The sequence below is a fragment of the Sphingomonas phyllosphaerae 5.2 genome (assembly GCF_000419605.1).
Taxonomy (GTDB): Bacteria; Pseudomonadota; Alphaproteobacteria; order Sphingomonadales; family Sphingomonadaceae; genus Sphingomonas; species Sphingomonas phyllosphaerae_B.
In genome coordinates, this window is record NZ_ATTI01000001.1 from 278,971 (window position 1) to 296,878 (window position 17,908).

Genomic DNA, 17,908 nt, shown 5'->3' on the forward strand with positions numbered 1-17,908 from the left:
CCCGGCACGATCACCGAAAACCGTCCCGGAATGGACGGTTGTTAAGAATAACCGTTCCTTGCCGATACTTTAGTGCATCTTCATCTAATGCCCAACGACGACAGGGGTATGACGATGTTGAAGATGATGACCGTCGGGGCGGCAGCGCTGGCGATGGCGGCACCCGCGGCCGCAGCGCCTGCGACAGTAACGGTGACCGGGACGGTGATGGGCGGATTCGATCCGGCGGGCACGTTCGGCACTGCCGGTGCGAACCTTGCGGGACAGGCATTCAGCGCAGTCTTCACGATCAATGCGAAGCCGGACAGCGCGACCGTGACGACCGGCAATTCGGCGTTTCTCTTCGGGAACGGCGCCGCCTCCCCGGTCAGCGCCGCGCTGACGATCGGATCGGCCACGTATAATTTCGCCGGGTCGTTCAGCGGCCTCGCGCGCGCCGCCGACGCGGCCGGCCAGGGCGGGACCGACCTGCTCTACTACATGGTCGAGGATACCGACGTGTCGTTGCTGCCGCCGGGCAACACCTTGTTCTACGTCGGGTTCGACACGCTGCGCGATGTGATCGGGAAGGGTGACTATGCCTCGAACGACGTCGCCGGGCTGACGCTGGCCGACAACGCCAAGGGGCATGTGCAGATCGCCAACCGCGATGCCGTGACCGGAAGCTACGGCCCGTCGACCTTCGCCGACCTGGCGGTCACCTCGATCCGCGCGCAGATGGCTGCGCCGGTGCCGGAGCCCGCGACGTGGGCGATGATGGTGACCGGTTTCGCGATGGCGGGCGTGGCGCTGCGTCGCCGTCGCCGCGTGGACGCGCGGGTACGCTTCGCCTAAGCCTTTCCGAGGCTTTCGAAGGGGTGACGGTGCGGCTTTTCGTGTTCGGGCTGGGTTATGCGGCGCGCGCCATCGCCGATGCGGCGGGGGCACCGTTGCTGGCGACCACGCGCGACGGACGCGACGGCACGCTTCGTTTCGACGACGAGGCGGGTGTGCGCAGCGGACTGGCGGCAAGCACGCACGTGCTGTCGTCGGTGCCACCCGACGACGACGGCGATCCGGTGCTGCGCCTGTACGGCGACGTGCTTGGTGGACGGTGGCTCGGTTATCTTTCCTCGACCGGCGTCTATGGCGACGCGGCGGGTGCGTGGGTGGACGAGCGTGCCGCGGCGGATCGTGGGCGTCGCCCCTTGCGCAACGCCGCGGATGCGGCGTGGCTGGCGACAGGGGCGGGCGTGTTCCGCTTGCCGGGAATCTATGGCCCGGGACGCTCGCCGCTGGAACGCGTGGCGCGCGGCGAAGCACACCGCACCGGCGCGGCGGGGCAGGTATTCAGCCGCATCCATGTTGCCGATCTCGCGAGCGGCGTGGTGGCAGGCTTCTCCGCGCCGCCGGGTGCGTATAACCTCGCCGACGACGTGCCGGCGGCGCAGGACGAGGTGGTCGCCTATGCCGCGGCGTTGCTGGGGCTGCCGCCGCCGCCCGTGATACCGGTCGAGCAATTGTCGGCGGCGGCGCGCGGTTTCCATGCCGAGAACCGTCGTGTGGCGAACGGCAAGGCGAAGCGCGTGCTGGGATGGCGGCTGCGCTACCCCGATTACCGCGCCGGCCTGCGCGCCTTGAGTGCGATGACCAGTCCGACCGCGGCGAGCGCTGCGCCGCCGCCGGCAAGCGGCGTCCAGCGATAGTTCTCGAACAGCGTCGACAGCAGCATCGCGATCACCGGCACGATCACGCCGTTATAGGCCGCCTTGGCGGGGCCGATCGTGCGGATGATGCGGAAATAGAGCGTGAAGGCGAGCGCGGAGGCGACGATCCCGAGATAGAGCACGCCCGCGACGTAAGCGGGGCGCGCATCGAAGACCGGCGCGCCGGTGGTCGCCCACGCCCAGGCCGCGTCGAGCGCGGCGCCGATCAGCATCGCGGTGGCGAGCGTCGGGATCATCGGGTAGCGCGCCGCGGTTTTCGTCGCCTGCATGACGTTGGCGCTGGACGCGGACAGGATCGCGCAGAGCGTGAAGGCGATGCCGGTCAGCGATTCGGCGGGGCCGCCGGGATCGTTGCGTGCCTCGTTGATGAACAGCAATGCGACGCCGCTCATCGCGACCGTCGAGCCGACCAGCAACTGCCGCCCGAGCCGCTGACCCAGGAAGATGCGCGCGAACAGCGCGTTGGGCACGAGCAGCAGCGCGAAGATCACCGCGACCAGCCCGGAGGTGATATGTTCCTCGGCACGGTAGACGAAGTTGAAGTTCAGCACGAACTGCAGCAGCCCGAGCGTCGCGGCGAATCGCCAGAAGCCGGGTTGCGCGAACAGCGCGCGGGTGCCGGGCGCGCGCTGCCACCCGGCGACCGCCGCCAGCGTGATGCCGGCGACGAGGAAGCGATAGCTGACCGACCAGCTGGCCGGCACCGCCACCGCACCGCCGGCGAGCTGGTCGCGGATCACGATCCAGGTCGATCCCCAGATCAGCACCACCAGCGCGAACGGCACCAGCACCGCGGCGCGGGTGCTGTTGGGCGGATCGGCAGGCGGCATCAAAGGTCCGCGATCGCGTCGGCAAGCGGCTGGATGTCCTCGGCCCGCTGATTCCAGCTGACCACCAGCCGCGCCTCGCCCGCGCCCCAATCGTAGAAGTCGAAGCCGGCGGCGCGCAGCGAGGCGGCCTCCTGCGCGGTGACGCGCAGGAACACCTCGTTGGCGTCGACCGGGTGCAGCAGACGGTCGCCCGCGGCGCGTGCGAGCAGTGCGGCGCCGGCGTTGGCGCTGCGCGCGCAGTCCAGCCAGACGTCGTCGTCGAGCATGGCCAGCAATTGCGCGGCGAGATAGCGTCCCTTCGACAGCAGGTGCCCGGCACGCTTGCGGCGGTAGAGCGTGGCGTCGGCGAGATCGCGGTCGAAGAAGACCAGTGCCTCGGCGTTCATGCCGCCGTTCTTGACGAAGCCGAAGCTGAGCGCGTCGGCGCCGCCGCGCCACGTCAGGTCGGCTGGCGAGGCGCCGGTCGCGACGACCGCGTTGGCGAAACGGGCGCCGTCGATGTGGAACCCCAGCTGCCGCTCCTTGGCGAGTGCACCCAGCGCGGCGACCTCGGCCGGCGAATAGACGCGGCCGTATTCGGTGGCGTTGGTGATCGACAGCGCATGCGGGCGCTGTTGATGGACGTCGTAGCGTTGACGATCCAGGACCGCGGCGGCGGTGGCGGGGGTCAGCTTCGCGCCATCGCCCTCGGCCAGCAGCAGCTTGGCGCCGTGGGTGAAGAATTCCGGCGCGCCGCATTCGTCGTTCTGGATATGCGCCTCGCGGTGGCAGAGCACTGCGCCGTGCGGCGGGCAAAGCGCGGCGAGCGCGAGGCAATTGGCGGCGGTGCCGCTGGGCACCCACAGCACGCGCACCGCCGTCTCGAACAGCGCCGAGAAGCGCTCGTCGAGCGCCTTCGACCAGCGATCGCCGTCGTAAGCGGTGTCGAGCGTGTCGGCGGCGGCGAGCGCGCGCAGCACGGCGGGATGGACGGGGGCGGCGTTGTCGGAGAAGAAGCGCATGACAGTGCCTTCGGACAGCCGGCCGGGCGGGTCAATATCGCGCGGCGACGCGCGGTGCGCAGAAGCGTGTGCCTTGCTCAGCCCGGTGCTCGCACGCTGCGATCGCCGCCAGTGTTCTGGGGCTAATCAGTCGCTCAGGACGTGATGCGCAAGGCGGGCGCGGCGGCGGCGCCGGATCTGGGTGAATGCCGACTGCACCGGCTGTTCGAACCAGCGATAGGAAAGGCAGCCGAGGGCGACCGCAAGCACGGTCAACGCCGTGTCGATGGTCCACGCGGGCAGCGGCAGAATCCGATGGGGTTTGTAGGACATGTAGGTCAGCATCACGTGCGCCAGGTAGATGCTGTACGACGCCGCGCCGAAGAACTCGCCCCAGCGCGCCACAGGTCCTTCCTTCACCGGATAATAGGCGGCGGCGACCAGCAGCGCCATCGCCGCGAGCATCCGGACGAGTACCTCCGCCATGTTGTGACCGGAGACCACGACGGCGACGACGAGGGCGACGACCATGATGGCCGCGTGCGGGAGCGATCCGGGCGCGACGATGCGGATCGTCGTGCCGGCCTTCCACCAGGCGCCGAACGCCGCCCCCATGAGGAACATCAGGATCAACGGGTCTGCGACCATGTACGCCAGGTTGACCCAGCCAAGCCGGTCCGGCGTCGGGAAGAACAGCCGCGCAACGACGAGCGGCAGGGCGATCGCGACGATCAGGGCGAGGAGCAGCCGACGCGGCGGAACGATCGCCAGGCAGAGCGCGAAGACGAGGTAGAAGTACATCTCGTACACCAGCGTCCATGCCTGCGGAATGAGCATCCGGTAGTGCGTCTCGTCAGGCAGGCCCGGCATCAGCAGGATATTCTTGATAAGCAACGACGGTACCGCGTCCCTGAGAACGAAGTCGAGATATCCGGTGCCAGCCATCCGCGCCGCGACGGCGGTCAGCAACAGCATGGCCAGCCAGAAGAGATAGGTGGGATAGATGCGCTCGACGCGGCGCAGCAGGAAGTCGCCGGATCGGTGCCGCTTGCTCCCGCCCTCCCGCAGGGTGAGGATCATGAGCATGCCACTGATGGCGAAGAAGACGTGGACGCCGATTTCTGCCAGCGGATAGATCTGGAACAGCCATCGTATGCCGCCACCGACGGGTGCGTCCGAGCAGACGTGGTTCGCCACCACGGCGATCGCCGCCGCCGCGCGTACCATCTGGACAGACGCAATTTTTCCCATGATTCTCCGGACATCGGCTCCTGGGGCCACATCACCGCCGGGGGCAATCTTCCTGCCGACGCCGGTGAAAGGCCGCGCACCGGGTTGGCAAAATGGCCTGCGGCGGGAGTCGAGCCTGGCGATCGCAGCACCGGCCCGCCCAGGGAGTGGCCCGGCTTGCGACCGCATCGGGTCGGCGCGCCGCATATCAAAAAAGCCCCGGAAGTCCAAGGACATCCAGGGCTTTTTAGATGGTGGGCGTGGCAAGGATTGAACTTGCGACCCCTGCGATGTCAACACAGTGCTCTACCACTGAGCTACACGCCCTCCGTAGGGTGGCGCCTCTAACCGGTGGGCCCGGACGGCGCAAGCGCGTTTTTACGCTTTTCTTCGGGACGCGCTCAAATGAGCTCGTTGGCGGTGCCGGTTTCGAACAGGCGATCGACCTCCAGCACCAGATCGCGCAGGTGGAACGGCTTCGACAGGACACGCGCCTGCGGCATCGCGTTGCCGGCCTTGAGCGTCACCGCGGCAAAACCGGTGATGAACATCACGCGCATTCCCGGCGCGATCTCCTGCGCCTTCTGCGCCAGTTCGATCCCGTCCATCTCTGGCATGACGATGTCGGTCAGCAACAGATCGAAGCGTTCCGCCTCGAGCAGCGGCAGCGCGGCAGTGCCGCGATCGACCGAAGTGACGTGATATCCCGATCGCTCCAGCGCGCGGGCGAGGTATTCGCGCATCACGGCATCGTCTTCGGCCAGCAGAATCCGTATCATCGCGATCACCAAACTCCCGTTCGACCCTTATATGCGCGAGGCGCGTTGATTTTTCCACCAGCGGAGATGGTGAACGCGCCGGGTACGACGACACGTTGCGATGGTGCGCCAGCTTCCATAGGGTGTCCCGGAATGACGCGCTCTTTCCGCATGATCGGCGACCCTGAGCCGGAAAGCCCGGTGGTGCTGTCGGTGCCGCATGCGGGTCGCGACTATCCGCCGGAATTGCGCATGGCGTTGCGCGCGCCGCTGGCCAGCCTGGCGGCGCTCGAGGACCGGCACGTCGATGCGATCGCGCTGGCGGCGCGCGGGCGCGAGACGCTGCTGCTCCAGACCCGGCCGCGGGCGTGGATCGATCTGAACCGCGCCGAACACGAGCGCGATCCGCTGCTGGACGATGGCGCGTGCCGGGCGAGCGCCGCCTCGGCGAAGGTGCGGGCCGGCATTGGGCTGGTGCCGCGGCGAACCGCGGCGGCGGGCGAGCTGTGGCGATGTCGGCTGAGCGCACAGGAGGTGGAGGCGCGGATCGCGGCCGATCATCGCCCCTATCACGACACGCTGGCGGGAGTACTGGCGGCGGCGCGCGCGCGATTCGGCTGCGCGGTGCTGCTGGACGTGCACTCGATGCCGCCGATCGCGGGCGGGCGGGCGCGGCTGGTGATCGGTGACCGTTTCGGGCGGGCGGCGGCGGGCCGCTTCGTGGCGCGTATCGAGGAGGCGCTGGGACGCGCCGGCCTGCACCACGCGCTGAACACGCCCTATGCCGGCGGGCATATACTGGAGCGGCACGCCGCGCCGCACAACGGCGTGCATGCGATCCAGCTGGAGATCGACCGCGCGCTGTATCTCGACCGAAGGCTCGACCAGCCCGGCGCGGGGGCGGTGGCCGTGGTGCGGTTGCTGCGTGAGGTGATCGATACGCTGACCGAGCAGGCGCTGGCTGACGGCGCGGTGGCACCACCACTCGCATCCCCGCTGGCCGACGCCGCGGAATGAAAAAAACCACCGGGTGCGTGCACCCGGTGGCCTAGGTTCAGGGAGGAGACACGCCGAAGCGTGTCATACGGGCTCGCGAAAGGGGGGACACGAGCGCCGTACCCCCATAACTTAGGAAAACCGTTTTTGGTTGCAAGGGCCCGGCTGTAAAAGGTTGGCCCGATGCGGCGAGGTGAGTGGAGCGGTGCGCGGTGCGACATAGCGAATTTGCGCTATGTATCTGGCGTAGCGCGATACTTCGCAGGTTTGTCCTTGTGCGGGGCAGGCGACGAGCGGATCAGCGCATGCCGCGAGGAAGCATGCGCAGCAGGACCGAATCCCGGAGGATAAGGTGATGGCGCAGCGCTGCGGCGATGTGCAGGACGACCAGCGCCAGCATCAGCCAGCCGAGCAGCTCGTGCGCTTCGTGCCCCGCGCCGGCGGTGGCGCCGGAGACGGGAAGGTAGGGCAGATCGGCAAGGCCGAACCATGTCAGCGGTCGGCGACCCTCCGGCCCCGACACCATCGCCCAGCCCGACAGCGGCATCACCAGCAACAACGCGTAGAGCGCCCAGTGCGTGGCGTGCGCGATGCCGCGTTCCCACGCCGGGGTGAAGGCGGGTAGTGGCGGCGGACGGTGCATGACGCGCCACGTGACGCGGAGCGCCGTGAGGGCGAAGACGGTGATACCGATCGCCTTGTGTCCTGGCATCCACGCCCGAAGCGCCGGGATGGCGTCATGGCCGATCCCGACGATCAGGTTGACGATCACGAGCAGGGCGATCGTCCAGTGGAAGGCGATGGCCACCCCGGAGTAACGCTGCGTCACATGCAGGCGGGTGGCCATCACGATTCCCCGGGCTGGGCCGGGATCAGGCGTTGAGCTGCGGCTGCGGCATCTTGCCGAGCTTCACCTGCCGCGCAAAGATATCCCGCATCAGCGCCAGCGAGAACAGGTGCGCGTACAGCAGCGGCAGCATGCCCGACTGCGAGATCTTGCGCAGCTGGTCGCCGCGCAGCTCCGACAGCTTCTTCTCGTCGATCATCTGGAAGCCACGGTACACGAACGGCTGCTCGACGCCGTCCTGCTGGATGGTAACCTCGCCCTCCATCAGCAGGTCCAGCTCCTTGACCTCCTTCATGAACTGGCTGGTGCGCGCGGCCGCCTGTTCGAAGTTCTCGTTGAACTTGAGGATGTTCTGCGTCAGCTCCGACGGCTGGCCATCGGTGAACAGCGCATCGCCCTCATCGAAGGCGCCGATCGTCGGCGACGACGGGTCGAAGCACAGCGACAGCTCGTCGGCATCGGGGCGCAGCCGCGCCAGCATGTACGGGTAGCGGCGCACATAGGCGGGCACGTACACGTTCTCGTCGATCAGCCGGCCTTCGTCCGACATGAACACGTTCACGCCCTCGTTCAGGCCCATCAGCGCGATGGGGATCGCATCCTCGCCGGAGGAGAAGACGATCGGCATGTGCCGCTGGATCAGCGGGAATTCCTCGACCGTGACGGGGATCGCGTGCTGCCCGACCAGGAACGGCGCGGTGTCGGACGACTTGACCTTGTAGTTCGCGTGAACCTCGCTCGAAAGCGGTTCGAGGCCATTGTAGAAAAGCGGAAGTTGCGGCGCGCTGGCCATGGGTATCTCCAGAACGGACGGTGTCGTGTTCGATGGCGCGCGGGGGCGTCGCGTCCTGCCGCCCCCCCGGACAGCCGCAGGTGCTATTGCGTGGGGGCGTCCGGCGCAAGCGTGACGAGCTTGCCGGGGTTGAACAGCTCGTCGGGATCAAACGCGCGCTTGATCGCGCGCAGCGCCCAGACACGCGCGGGCGGGCCGAGCCGTTCGAGTTCGTGGCGCTTCATCTGGCCGATGCCGTGCTCGGCGGAGATCGATCCGCCGGCCGCGACGACGAGGTCGTGCACGAAGGCGGAGACGGTCGGCACCTGTTCGGCATACCACAATGCCGGATCGGTGCCGGGCGCGGCGCGGACGTGGAAATGGACGTTCCCGTCGCCGAGATGCCCGAACCCAGAGGCGCGGGTGCCGGGGAAGCGCGCGTCGCAGGCGGCGGCCGCCTCGACCATGAAGCGCGGCATCGCCTCGACGGGGACCGAGATGTCGTGCTGCGCGGCGGGACCTGTGGCGCGCTCGGCATCGGAGATTGATTCGCGGATGCGCCAGAACGCCGCGGCTTGCGCCTCGCTGGCGGCGAGCGTGGCATCGGCGGCGACCTCATCGGCGAGCGCGGTGGCAAGGACGCGCTCGACCAGCGTGGCAGAATCCGCGCCGGGTACCTCGTCCGTCACCTCGAGCAGGACATGCCACGGGTGGTCGCCGGCAAGCGGTGCGCGGGTGCCTGGAATGTGCGCCAGCACCGCCGCGAGCGACTCGGCGGGGAGCAGCTCGAAGCTCTCCAATGCGGGTGTGGCGTGCTGGAAACGGCGCAACAGCGTCAACGCGGCATCCGGCGAGCCGAGTCCGACCCAGGCGACGCAGCGCGCCGCGACGGCGGGCACGAGCCGCAGCGTCGCGGCGGTGACGATGCCCAGCGTGCCCTCCGCGCCGATCAGCAGCTGGTCGAGGTCGTAGCCACGATTGTCCTTCTTCAGCGCAGAGAGACCGTCGTACAGCGATCCATCGGGGAGCACCGCCTCCACGCCGGCGACGAGCGCGCGCATCGTGCCGAAGCGCAGCACCTGCGTGCCGCCCGCGTTGGTGGACACGAGCCCGCCGACCGTCGCCACGCCTTTCGCGCCGAGCGACAGCGGGAAGCGGCGGCCGTGCGCCAGCGCGGCGGTATGGAGGTCGGCGAGGATCACGCCGGCCTCGGCGACCGCCAGCCCGGCGGCGGGATCGAGATGGCGGAGGCGGTTCAGGCGGCGCAGCGACAGGATCGCGGCACGGCCGTCGGCGGGCGGGGTCGCGCCGCCGACCATCGAGCTGTTGCCGCCCTGCGGCACCAGCGGCACGCGCTCGGCGCGCGCCGCGGCGACGATCGCCTGTACCTCCGCGACGGTCGCGGGCGCGAGCAGCAGCGTCGCGGCGCCGTGGAAGCGGCGGCGCCAGTCGGTGAGCGCCGGCGCGATCACGTCCGGATCGGTGACGAGCGCCTTGGCCGGGAGCGCGGCGGCGAGCCGGGCGGCGAGGCGCGCGACGGCGGGATGGTGATCGGGAGCGGTCATGGCGATTTCTCTTGGCTGGACCGCGATGTGCGTCCAATTCATGGCGTGTTCAACCGTTGATGGGCAGTGCTCAGCCCCTGACATGACCTTGCGCGCTTTGCCTGTCCTGCTGCTTGCATTGGCGGCGCCACTCGTGTTGTCGGCAAGCCCGCCGCAGCTGGACGGCGTCGAATATGCGCAGCTGACGATCCACGAACGGCTCATCATCCGCGTGCCCCGTGTCTCGCCCGCACCGGTGCGCGGCCGGGCGCCCGCAAAGCCGACCGTGCGCTGGGACGAGAAAAAAGGGCCGGAATGCGTGGCGATGGCGGCGCTGACCGGCGCGTCCGTAGAGCGCGAGGGGGAGGTCGACCTGGTCGTCGGCGGGACGCGGCGGTTGCGCGCGAAGCTGGACGACGATTGCCCGACGCTGGATTTCTACCGCGGCTTCTACCTGAAGCCGACCGCCGACGGGCAGCTGTGCGCGCGGCGCGACGGCATCCGCTCGCGATCGGGCGCCTATTGCGCGGTGACGCGGTTCCGCACGCTGGTGCCGCGCAAGGTCGGGAAATAGCCCCGAAAGGGCGCGCCAGGGCGCAAATTCCTTGACTTTGCGCAACGGATCGGGAAGCGCGGGGGGTGATGGGAACCGCCACGCCGCGCCGCCCGACAGCCCGGACATCCGCATGAGCTTCGCCGACCTCGGCCTTTCTGACGAACTACTCCGCGCCGTCGGGGACACCGGCTATACCGAGCCGACCCCGATCCAGGCGAGCGCGATCCCGCCGGTGCTGATGATGCGCGACATCATCGGCGTCGCACAGACGGGCACGGGCAAGACCGCCAGTTTCGTGCTGCCGATGATCGACATCCTGGCGCAGGGCCGCAGCCGCGCGCGCATGCCGCGCAGCCTGATTCTGGAGCCGACCCGCGAACTGGCCGCGCAGGTGGCCGAGAACTTCGAGATCTACGGCAAGTACCACAAGCTATCGATGGCGCTGCTGATCGGCGGCGTGCAGATGGGCGATCAGGTGAAGGCGCTGGAAAAGGGCGTCGACGTGCTGATCGCGACGCCGGGCCGGCTGATGGACCTGTTCGGGCGCGGCAAGATCCTGCTGACCGGTTGCTCGATGCTGGTGATCGACGAGGCGGACCGGATGCTCGACATGGGATTCATCCCCGACATCGAGGAAATCTGCACCAAGTTGCCCGCGCAACGCCAGACGCTGCTGTTCTCCGCGACGATGCCCGCGCCGATCAAGAAGCTCGCCGACCGCTTCCTGACCAATCCCAAGACGATCGAGGTCGCGCGCCCCGCCACCACCAACACCAACATCACGCAGTGGGTGGTGCCGGTGAAGGGGGCGTCGTTCGAGAAGCGCAAGATGCTGCGCACGCTGCTGGCGCGCGAGGACGTGCGCAACGCGATCGTCTTCTGCAACCGCAAGACCACCGTGCGCGAGCTGAACAAGAGCCTGAAGGAACACGGCATCTCCAGTGGCGAGATCCATGGCGACATGGACCAGCCGGCGCGGGTGGCGGAACTGGAGAAGTTCAAGCGCGGCGAGGTCGACATCCTGGTCGCCAGCGACGTCGCGGCGCGCGGGCTGGACGTGAAGGGCGTGAGCCACGTCTTCAACTATGACGCACCATGGCATCCCGACGATTACGTCCACCGCATCGGGCGTACCGGACGCGGCGGGGCGACCGGCATCGCCTATACGTTCGTCGGACCTGACGACGTCGAGAACATCGAGAATATCGAGAAACTGACCGGGCAGAAAATCCCGCGGATCGACGCGCTGCCCGAGCCGGTGGCGGACGAGGTGGCGCCGCCGCCGCGCGAGCGGGCGCGGCGTGGCGAAGCGCGCGGCGAGAAGCGGCGCGAGCGCGGCGCGGAAGCGCCGGTTCGCGACGAGGCGCCGGCATCGCCGCCGCGCCGTGCGCGTGCCGAGCGTGTGGCGGACGAACAGCCGCGGCGTGAGCGTGCGGAGCGTGTGGCGGACGAACAGCCGCGGCGTGAGCGTGCGGAGCGTGTGGCGGACGAACAGCCGCGGCGTGAGCGGGCGGAGCGTGTGGCGGACGAGCAGCCGCGTCGCGAGCGGGCGGAGCGGGTGGCGGACGAGCAGCCGCGTCGCGAGCGGGCGGAGCGGGTGGCCGAGGAACAGCCGCGGCGTGAGCGGGTCGAGCGGGGGGGTGAGGAGCAGCCACGGCGTGAGCGGACCCGTCGGCCGCGTGAGGACGCGCCGGTGCGGGACGCGATGCGCGCGGATGCTCCGGCGCCCGTGGCCATGGTTGACGACGGTAGCTGGAACGGGCCGATCCCGGACTTCCTGAAGGTGCGGCTGACCGCGTGAGACGGTGACGCCGGGGCGCGGCTGTGCCTCGGTTGCGCTTCGACCGGCGACGGCTCCGTCGCAGAGCACCCGTATGCGGGTATGGCGGATGGATCCTGTAGCAGACCTCCAAGCTGCGGAGATGCGTGACTCCTCGCCAGCGTCGCTGCGAAACAGCACTGCCGCCTCTTCGGTCGCGTTCTTGATGCGGGCGCATCTACGCGTCCCCGTCCGATGTCGTCTCAAGCTCGCGCCGATGCGTCCGGCCGGCCCTGGCGACGCAGGGAACGGCTATGCCAGCGGCGGCGACCACAAGCATGTGGGTGGGCCAGAGCGTTTTCCGGCCAGGTTGAACCACCGTCATCGCCCTGCGGGCGACCGCATGCGCGGCGGGGCGCTTTCGATCCGGAGCAGCGTTGCTCGTCGGTCACGATGCTGCGGCATCGCGCCTTCCTCGCGCCTCGCCCCGGCCCGAAATCGCCGCCGTGCCGATGATCCAGCCTGATCGGAAAACGCTCTGGCGATCCGATGATCGCCATGTAGTCGCCGGTTAAGTGCTGGCGTCGCTCCATCGATGACGCCTCACGATGGCCCCGACCGCGTGCGCTCGCTCGAGCACCTTCGTACGCTGGATGAGTATGTAAATTGGGGCGGCTGGGCAGGGTCGCGGAATGCAGCGGCGCCACGCCGATCGACTGCGTAGCCAGCTCGAGTGTCGCTCTGCCCGGTTTCTTCCAGGACAATAGGGTCAGGAACTCCGCCCATGTCGGAAACTGCTGCGCCGGAACGATGGCCCTACGTCCCGTGCAACGTCCGGCGGGGGTCGACCGTCCGTTGCCCTAGGTGTCCGATGAACTTCGTGCCGGCGTCAGCCAGTTTGTCGAAATAAGCAAAGGAGGGCTGAGCCGAGGCGCGTTCCGGGGGCGTGCCGGGCGCCTCTCAGGTATCGCTGCGCGTGGCTGTTCACTGGCTCGCGGCCGGACCCCTTGCAACCCGGTGCGAGGATCGACGCAAAGGCTTTCGTTTGCGGGATTTGCGCCATGATCATGCGCGAGAAGAATTTCCGACGCTTGCGCTGGATCGATTTATCGGTGCGGTGGGATGAGGCAATTTCCCCGGACAAGGGGAGAGTTTCATGAACATCGATCATCAGAATATCGGGGCCGGATCGCTGATCACCTACGTGGCCGCGATCGCTGTCGCCGTCAGTGCCACAGCCGCTGGCGTGGGCTTCATGGTGCGCGTCGGCTGGGAAGCGGCGGGCTCCGTGTTCGGCTGACATGCCGTCCGTCGGGCGGTGGCGATCGTGTTGGCCGGGGGTTGGTGCGGCAGTGCAGTGCCGCACTGGCGATTGACCGTTCTTTGCCGCTACGCTATCGCTCCGGACTGCAAAACAGGGTTGCGCGACAATCCTGTGGCTCGGCACGAAAACCCAGGTTTTCTGCGGGTTTGCGGGTATAGTACAATGGTAGTACAGCAGCCTTCCAAGCTGAATACACGGGTTCGATTCCCGTTACCCGCTCCATTTTCTCACGACATCGACGCGGAATGGTCTGCGATGGCCCGGCCGGGCAGGTGCGGCATTCTTCTATAGTGGTCACTCGCCGCGATCAGGTGTGGCCGGTGGCAGGGAGAATGGATCGGTGAACAAGGAGCGGAGAGACGATCTGCTGGCGCTTCTGCAGATCGAGGCGCAGCATCGCCAGCGGATCGACAGCATCTGGACGCAATTCAAGGATGCCATGCTGGTCTTCCATGGCATGATCTTCGCCGTCCTCGGCGTCTTGCTCACCGGTCCCGAACTCAGTCCCGCGCAGCGCAAATACGTGGGGGTGACGACGATCCTGGTCGAGCTGCTCGTGTTGGCGATCGCCCGTTTCGATGTCGAGAAATCGGCGGCGGAGGTGGCGGCAGACTATGCCATCGATTATCGCGCCGTGACCGGGACCGCTCCACCGCGCCCGCTATACAGTCGCGCCCTGAAGATGCGCCGGACACCGCGACGCACCCATGGCGACGGGCTGCTTCCGATGGCGGAGGACCCCCCGGAACACACTTGACAGCGCGACGCTGTTTGCGTACAAAAGGTGAACATCGAGATGGTGTGAATCGGGCCGGGCGGCTCGGGGCGGGTGCCCCGGTCGCGCTGGCCCGATTGCGTTTGGGGCGCGGCGGGCGGGGGCGGCGGGATGCACGGAAGCGATGGGGTGACGGAAACCGACGCGCAGGCGTCGGGTGTGGTGTCGCAGCGGGCGGCGAAGCCTTCGGCGCGGTGGACGCGGGAGCATCGCAACATGTTCTTCGACCAGCTGGCGATTTCCGGCGACGTGGCGCTGGCGGCGGCGACGGCGGGCAAGACGGCGCGAGCCGCGCACGCGCTGCGGCGGCGTAGCGCACGTTTCGCGGCGGCGTGGCGGGCGGCGCTGGACGACGGGTACGAGCGGCTGGAGACGGCGCTGGTCCGGCAGGTGCTGGGGGAGGCGGACACGAAGCTGGACGTCGCCGCCGCGATCCTGCTGCTGGAGCGGCGTCGCAGCGCCGGCGACGGCGAGGCGACGCCGAAGCGGACCGCGGCGGAAAAAGCGAACGCGCGCGCGCGGGCCGAGCGCGAATTGCTGCGGCGGTTGCAGGCGCTTTCCAAGCGGCCGCCCGCCAAGGACCTCGGATGAGCGCGGTGGCCAAACGCGCGCTGCGGTCTCTGGCGCAGCTGGAGCTGGCGGACCGCGAACGGCTGGTGGCGCGGCTGAGCCCCGCCGCGATGGGCGAGATCGAGCAGGCGTGGGAGCTGTGGGCGCATGCCGGGCAATTGCCGCCGCCGGGCGACTGGCGCGTGTGGCTGTTGCAGGCCGGGCGCGGCTTCGGGAAGACGCGGGCGGGCGCGGAATGGGTGCGCGCGATGGCGGAGGCGGTACCGGAAGCGCGGATCGCGCTGGTCGGTGCGACGATCGAGGATGCGCGCCGCGTGATGGTGGAGGGCCCGAGCGGCGTGTTGGCAGTTTCGCGCGCCGCCGATGCCGCGGTGTGGCGGCCGACCAGTGGCGAGGTGCGGTTCGGCAACGGTGCGCGCGCGATCGTCTATTCGGCGGCGGCGCCGGAGAAATTGCGCGGGCCCGAACATCATTTCGCCTGGGCCGACGAACTCGCGAAGTGGCGGTTGCCGGCGGCGTGGGACAATCTGGCGATGGGGCTGCGGCTGGGCGAGCGCCCGCGCGTGCTGGTGACGACGACGCCGCGTACGACGCCGCTGATGCGGCAGGTGCGCGCGACGCCGGGCACGGTGGTGACGCGCGGCACGACGCGCGACAATGCGTACCTGCCGGACGCGTTCGTGGCGGCGATGGAGGCCAGCTACGGCGGGACACGGCTGGGGCGGCAGGAGCTGGACGGCGAGCTGATCGAGGACGTGGCGGGCGCGCTGTGGCCGCGTGCGCTGATCGAGCGGCAGCGCACCGCGCAGGTGCCGGAACTGCTGCGCGTGGTGGTGGGCGTCGACCCGCCGGCCGGCATCGGCGGCGATGCGTGCGGGATCGTCGCGGCCGGGGTGGGGCGCGACGGGCATGGTTATGTCATCGAGGATGCGAGCGTGACCGGGGCGAGCCCGGAACGCTGGGCGCATGCCGTCGCGGCCTGCGCGGCGCGTGTCTCGGCGGAGCGCGTGGTAGCGGAAGCGAACCAGGGCGGCGCAATGGTGGAGCAGGTGCTGCGCGCGGCGCAGGCGACGCTGCCGATCCGGCTGGTTCACGCGACGCGCGGAAAGGCGGCGCGCGCGGAGCCGGTGGCCGCGCTCTACGAGCGGGGACGGGTGTGGCACGCGCGGGCGTTCCCGGCGCTGGAGGACGAGCTGGCCGGGTTGGTCGCCGGGGGTGGCTATGAGGGCCCCGGGCGCTCCCCGGATCGCGCGGATGCGTGCGTCTGGGCGCTGACCGCGCTGATGCTCGACCGGCAGGGCGAGGTGCGGGTGCGATCGATGTGAGGTTGCGGGCCGCGGGGTAGCGGCGCCGCCGGCGGGCGCGGTTCGGCGCTGGATCACGGCGCTGGATCGCTGCGCTGCGCTCGCCACGACGGACGAGCGGGTTTTCGGCGCCCGGTGGGGCGCACCACATTTTCGGAGAACGAACATGGCATGGTTCGGATGGAAATCCGGGCGCGCGGTCGCGCGTCCGGCGCTGGGGCGTGGCGCGGGGGTGGCGCGCGCGGTGGGCGGATGGCCGCAGGGTTATGAGGCGCAGGTCCGCGCCGGCTATTGCGGCAACGCGATCGCACAGCGCGCGGTGCGGCTGGTGGCGGAGGGCGTCGAGGGCGCGCCGCTGGACGTCGGGGACGAGCGGCTGCGCGCGTTGGTGGCGGGACGCGGGTTGCTGGAGGCGACGACGGCGCAGGTGCTGCTGCACGGGAACGCCTTCGTGCAGGTGCTGCGCGACGGCGAGGGGACGGTGGCGGAACTGTTCGCGCTGCGGCCCGAGCGGGTGTCGGTCGAGCTGGGTGCGGACGGCTGGCCGGGGGCGTATCTGTACCGCGTCGGGGTCCGCACGACGCGGCTCGATCCGGGAAGCGTGATCCATGTGCGGCGCTTCAACCCGGTCGACGACCATTATGGGCTGGGGTGCCTGGGTGCTGCATCGGCGGCGATCGCGATCCACAATGCGGCGAGCGCGTGGAGCAAGGCGCTGCTCGACAACGCCGCGCGGCCGTCCGGCGCGCTGGTCTATGACGCGGGCGACGGATCGGTGCTGAGCCCCGAACAGTTCCGGCGGCTGCGCGAGGAAATGGAGCAGGGGTTCGCGGGGGCCGGCAATGCCGGGCGCCCGATGCTGCTGGAAGGCGGCCTCAAGTGGCAGGCGATGAGCCTGACCCCGGCCGACATGGACTTCGCCGGCACCAAGGCGGCGGCGGCACGCGAGATCGCGCTGGGCTTCGGGGTGCCGCCGATGCTGCTGGGGCTGCCGGGCGACAGCACGTACGCCAATTACAAGGAGGCGAACAAGGCGCTGTGGCGGCTGACGGTGCTGCCGCTGGCGGGGACGATCCTGTCGGCGCTGCGCGACGGGCTGGCGGAGGCGTTCCCGGATGCGCGGTTGCAGGTCGATCTCGACCGGGTGCCGGCGCTGAGCGAGGACCGCGAGCGGCTGTGGCGGATGGTGGGAGGGGCCGACTTCATCTCGCCGGAGGAAAAGCGGCAGATGGTCGACTGGCAGTGAGCGGCGCCGGGAACGCGGCTGGCGGAAGCGTGCTGGCGCAATTGCTGGCGCAGGGACGCGGCGAGGGCGCCGACATCGCGACGCTGCGCGCGATCGCCGAGGAGGCGGGCGAGTTGGGCGCGCTGCGCGCGCTGCGGCGGCTGGGATTGGCGGACGAAGGCGCGGCCGGCGACGTGGCGGAACTGCGCGAGCTGGTGCGGGCGTGGCGCGACGCCAAACGCTCGGCCTGGCGCGCGCTGGCGGCGTGGGTGGTGCGCGTCGTGCTGGCGCTGCTGCTCGCCGGGATCGCGATGCGGCTGGGGTTCGACGAAGTGCTGAAGCACGGAGCGGCCAAGTGAGGATCGTCGGCTATGCGGCGGTGTTCGACCGCGTCGACCGCGCCGGCGACGTGATGCGGCGCGGTGCCTTCGCAGACGCCGCGATCGTGCCGCTGCTGATGCAGCATCGCGGCGCACCGGTCGGCGTGGTGCTGTCGCTGGCGGAGGATGCGCGCGGCCTGCGGGTCGAGGCGCGCATCGACGATGCGGCGGTCGCGCGGCTGGTGCGGGCGCGGGCGCTGCCGGGATTGTCGGTCGGGTACCGCGCGCACGTCGTCGAGCAGGGCGCGTGGCGCACGATCCGGCGTGCCGAACTGGTCGAGATCAGCCTGGTGACGGTGCCGATGCAGCCGGCGGCGCGCATCGAGCGGATCGTCGGCCTTTGAGTTTTCAC

The 17,908-nt window shown here is 69.5% G+C and carries 19 protein-coding genes and 2 tRNA genes; 13 read left to right on the forward strand and 8 right to left on the reverse strand.

Features of this window, described 5'->3' with window-relative positions; all coding sequences use genetic code 11:
- Positions 1-114: 114 nt before the first annotated feature.
- Together SPHPHY_RS22390 and SPHPHY_RS0101410 are read left to right on the forward strand one after the other, a co-directional pair.
- Positions 115-834, forward strand: a complete 720-nt coding sequence (locus SPHPHY_RS22390) for a PEPxxWA-CTERM sorting domain-containing protein (protein ID WP_231370320.1) — start codon at positions 115-117, stop codon at positions 832-834.
- Positions 835-863: 29 nt separating this feature from the next.
- Positions 864-1,685 carry an epimerase gene (locus SPHPHY_RS0101410; protein ID WP_028056355.1) on the forward strand — a complete coding sequence of 274 codons (822 nt, stop codon included), beginning with the start codon at positions 864-866 and terminating at the stop codon, positions 1,683-1,685.
- Here the strand turns inward: SPHPHY_RS0101410 and SPHPHY_RS0101415 are convergent.
- From SPHPHY_RS0101415 to cpdR, 5 genes are all read right to left on the reverse strand, one after another.
- Complete coding sequence (locus tag SPHPHY_RS0101415) at positions 1,595-2,536, reverse strand: DMT family transporter (RefSeq protein ID WP_022684932.1); 942 nt, start codon at positions 2,534-2,536, stop codon at positions 1,595-1,597. The genes SPHPHY_RS0101410 and SPHPHY_RS0101415 overlap by 91 nt on opposite strands.
- On the reverse strand, positions 2,536-3,537 hold the full coding sequence (locus tag SPHPHY_RS0101420) for a threonine aldolase family protein (protein ID WP_022684933.1): 1,002 nt from the start codon (positions 3,535-3,537) through the stop codon (positions 2,536-2,538). Before SPHPHY_RS0101420 ends, SPHPHY_RS0101415 begins: the two co-directional genes overlap by 1 nt.
- Before the next feature lie 126 nt (positions 3,538-3,663).
- Entirely contained in the window at positions 3,664-4,983 is a 1,320-nt protein-coding gene (locus tag SPHPHY_RS0101425) for an acyltransferase family protein (protein ID WP_081645190.1), read from the reverse strand.
- A gap of 15 nt (positions 4,984-4,998) precedes the next feature.
- Positions 4,999-5,073 (reverse strand) — tRNA-Val (locus SPHPHY_RS0101430).
- A 74-nt stretch (positions 5,074-5,147) separates the two neighbouring features.
- Positions 5,148-5,525: a cell cycle two-component system response regulator CpdR gene (gene cpdR, locus SPHPHY_RS0101435; protein WP_028056356.1), complete on the reverse strand. Its 378-nt coding sequence runs from the start codon at positions 5,523-5,525 to the stop codon at positions 5,148-5,150.
- Between the two features lie 132 nt (positions 5,526-5,657).
- Here cpdR and SPHPHY_RS18815 point away from each other — a divergent pair, with 132 nt between their 5' ends.
- A complete protein-coding gene (locus SPHPHY_RS18815) occupies positions 5,658-6,521 on the forward strand; it encodes an N-formylglutamate amidohydrolase (protein ID WP_022684936.1) in 864 nt (287 codons plus the stop codon).
- 277 nt (positions 6,522-6,798) lie between these two features.
- Here the strand turns inward: SPHPHY_RS18815 and SPHPHY_RS0101445 are convergent, their stop codons facing one another.
- The 3 genes from SPHPHY_RS0101445 to SPHPHY_RS0101455 form a co-directional block, all read right to left on the reverse strand.
- A complete protein-coding gene (locus SPHPHY_RS0101445) occupies positions 6,799-7,347 on the reverse strand; it encodes a cytochrome b (RefSeq protein WP_022684937.1) in 549 nt (182 codons plus the stop codon).
- Positions 7,348-7,372: 25 nt separating this feature from the next.
- On the reverse strand, positions 7,373-8,140 hold the full coding sequence (locus tag SPHPHY_RS0101450; protein ID WP_022684938.1) for a SapC family protein: 768 nt from the start codon (positions 8,138-8,140) through the stop codon (positions 7,373-7,375).
- Between the two features lie 83 nt (positions 8,141-8,223).
- Positions 8,224-9,684: an FAD-binding oxidoreductase gene (locus tag SPHPHY_RS0101455; RefSeq protein WP_022684939.1), complete on the reverse strand. Its 1,461-nt coding sequence runs from the start codon at positions 9,682-9,684 to the stop codon at positions 8,224-8,226.
- Positions 9,685-9,766: 82 nt separating this feature from the next.
- Here SPHPHY_RS0101455 and SPHPHY_RS0101460 point away from each other — a divergent pair, with 82 nt between their 5' ends.
- The 10 genes from SPHPHY_RS0101460 to SPHPHY_RS0101505 all read left to right on the forward strand — a co-directional run bounded on the left by SPHPHY_RS0101460 (position 9,767) and on the right by SPHPHY_RS0101505 (position 17,900).
- Positions 9,767-10,237 (forward strand): hypothetical protein, encoded by a 471-nt coding sequence (locus tag SPHPHY_RS0101460; RefSeq protein ID WP_022684940.1) that lies wholly within the window; start codon positions 9,767-9,769, stop codon positions 10,235-10,237.
- A 112-nt stretch (positions 10,238-10,349) separates the two neighbouring features.
- On the forward strand, positions 10,350-12,020 hold the full coding sequence (locus tag SPHPHY_RS0101465; RefSeq protein ID WP_022684941.1) for a DEAD/DEAH box helicase: 1,671 nt from the start codon (positions 10,350-10,352) through the stop codon (positions 12,018-12,020).
- A gap of 1,114 nt (positions 12,021-13,134) precedes the next feature.
- Positions 13,135-13,278 (forward strand): hypothetical protein, encoded by a 144-nt coding sequence (locus SPHPHY_RS21640; RefSeq protein ID WP_022684942.1) that lies wholly within the window; start codon positions 13,135-13,137, stop codon positions 13,276-13,278.
- Positions 13,279-13,450: 172 nt separating this feature from the next.
- A tRNA-Gly gene (locus SPHPHY_RS0101475) sits at positions 13,451-13,524 on the forward strand.
- A gap of 118 nt (positions 13,525-13,642) precedes the next feature.
- The gene (locus SPHPHY_RS0101480; protein WP_022684943.1) at positions 13,643-14,059 is read left to right on the forward strand and encodes a hypothetical protein; all 417 of its coding nucleotides are present in this window, start codon (positions 13,643-13,645) and stop codon (positions 14,057-14,059) included.
- Between the two features lie 147 nt (positions 14,060-14,206).
- Positions 14,207-14,668, forward strand: a complete 462-nt coding sequence (locus SPHPHY_RS20795; protein ID WP_156024958.1) for a hypothetical protein — start codon at positions 14,207-14,209, stop codon at positions 14,666-14,668.
- Complete coding sequence (locus SPHPHY_RS0101490) at positions 14,665-15,972, forward strand: DNA-packaging protein (RefSeq protein WP_022684945.1); 1,308 nt, start codon at positions 14,665-14,667, stop codon at positions 15,970-15,972. Before SPHPHY_RS20795 ends, SPHPHY_RS0101490 begins: the two co-directional genes overlap by 4 nt.
- A gap of 145 nt (positions 15,973-16,117) precedes the next feature.
- Positions 16,118-17,197: a phage portal protein gene (locus SPHPHY_RS0101495; protein ID WP_022684946.1), complete on the forward strand. Its 1,080-nt coding sequence runs from the start codon at positions 16,118-16,120 to the stop codon at positions 17,195-17,197.
- Positions 17,194-17,535, forward strand: coding sequence for a DUF6127 family protein (locus SPHPHY_RS0101500; protein WP_022684947.1), 342 nt, complete (start codon positions 17,194-17,196; stop codon positions 17,533-17,535). Before SPHPHY_RS0101495 ends, SPHPHY_RS0101500 begins: the two co-directional genes overlap by 4 nt.
- Positions 17,532-17,900, forward strand: a complete 369-nt coding sequence (locus SPHPHY_RS0101505; RefSeq protein ID WP_022684948.1) for an HK97 family phage prohead protease — start codon at positions 17,532-17,534, stop codon at positions 17,898-17,900. Before SPHPHY_RS0101500 ends, SPHPHY_RS0101505 begins: the two co-directional genes overlap by 4 nt.
- Positions 17,901-17,908 lie beyond the last annotated feature (8 nt).

Bases quoted from the DNA above. Each gene is read 5' to 3' on its own strand.
- SPHPHY_RS22390 (WP_231370320.1), top strand. From the start codon at position 115: ATGTTGAAGATGATGACCGTCGGGGCGGCAGCGCTGGCGATGGCGGCA.
- SPHPHY_RS0101415 (WP_022684932.1), bottom strand. From the start codon at position 2,536: ATGCCGCCTGCCGATCCGCCCAACAGCACCCGCGCCGCGGTGCTGGTG.
- SPHPHY_RS0101420 (WP_022684933.1), bottom strand. From the start codon at position 3,537: ATGCGCTTCTTCTCCGACAACGCCGCCCCCGTCCATCCCGCCGTGCTG.
- SPHPHY_RS0101425 (WP_081645190.1), bottom strand. From the start codon at position 4,983: ATGTCCTTGGACTTCCGGGGCTTTTTTGATATGCGGCGCGCCGACCCG.
- cpdR (WP_028056356.1), bottom strand. From the start codon at position 5,525: ATGATACGGATTCTGCTGGCCGAAGACGATGCCGTGATGCGCGAATAC.
- SPHPHY_RS18815 (WP_022684936.1), top strand. From the start codon at position 5,658: ATGACGCGCTCTTTCCGCATGATCGGCGACCCTGAGCCGGAAAGCCCG.
- SPHPHY_RS0101445 (WP_022684937.1), bottom strand. From the start codon at position 7,347: ATGGCCACCCGCCTGCATGTGACGCAGCGTTACTCCGGGGTGGCCATC.
- SPHPHY_RS0101450 (WP_022684938.1), bottom strand. From the start codon at position 8,140: ATGGCCAGCGCGCCGCAACTTCCGCTTTTCTACAATGGCCTCGAACCG.
- SPHPHY_RS0101455 (WP_022684939.1), bottom strand. From the start codon at position 9,684: ATGACCGCTCCCGATCACCATCCCGCCGTCGCGCGCCTCGCCGCCCGG.
- SPHPHY_RS0101460 (WP_022684940.1), top strand. From the start codon at position 9,767: ATGACCTTGCGCGCTTTGCCTGTCCTGCTGCTTGCATTGGCGGCGCCA.
- SPHPHY_RS0101465 (WP_022684941.1), top strand. From the start codon at position 10,350: ATGAGCTTCGCCGACCTCGGCCTTTCTGACGAACTACTCCGCGCCGTC.
- SPHPHY_RS21640 (WP_022684942.1), top strand. From the start codon at position 13,135: ATGAACATCGATCATCAGAATATCGGGGCCGGATCGCTGATCACCTAC.
- SPHPHY_RS0101490 (WP_022684945.1), top strand. From the start codon at position 14,665: ATGAGCGCGGTGGCCAAACGCGCGCTGCGGTCTCTGGCGCAGCTGGAG.
- SPHPHY_RS0101495 (WP_022684946.1), top strand. From the start codon at position 16,118: ATGGCATGGTTCGGATGGAAATCCGGGCGCGCGGTCGCGCGTCCGGCG.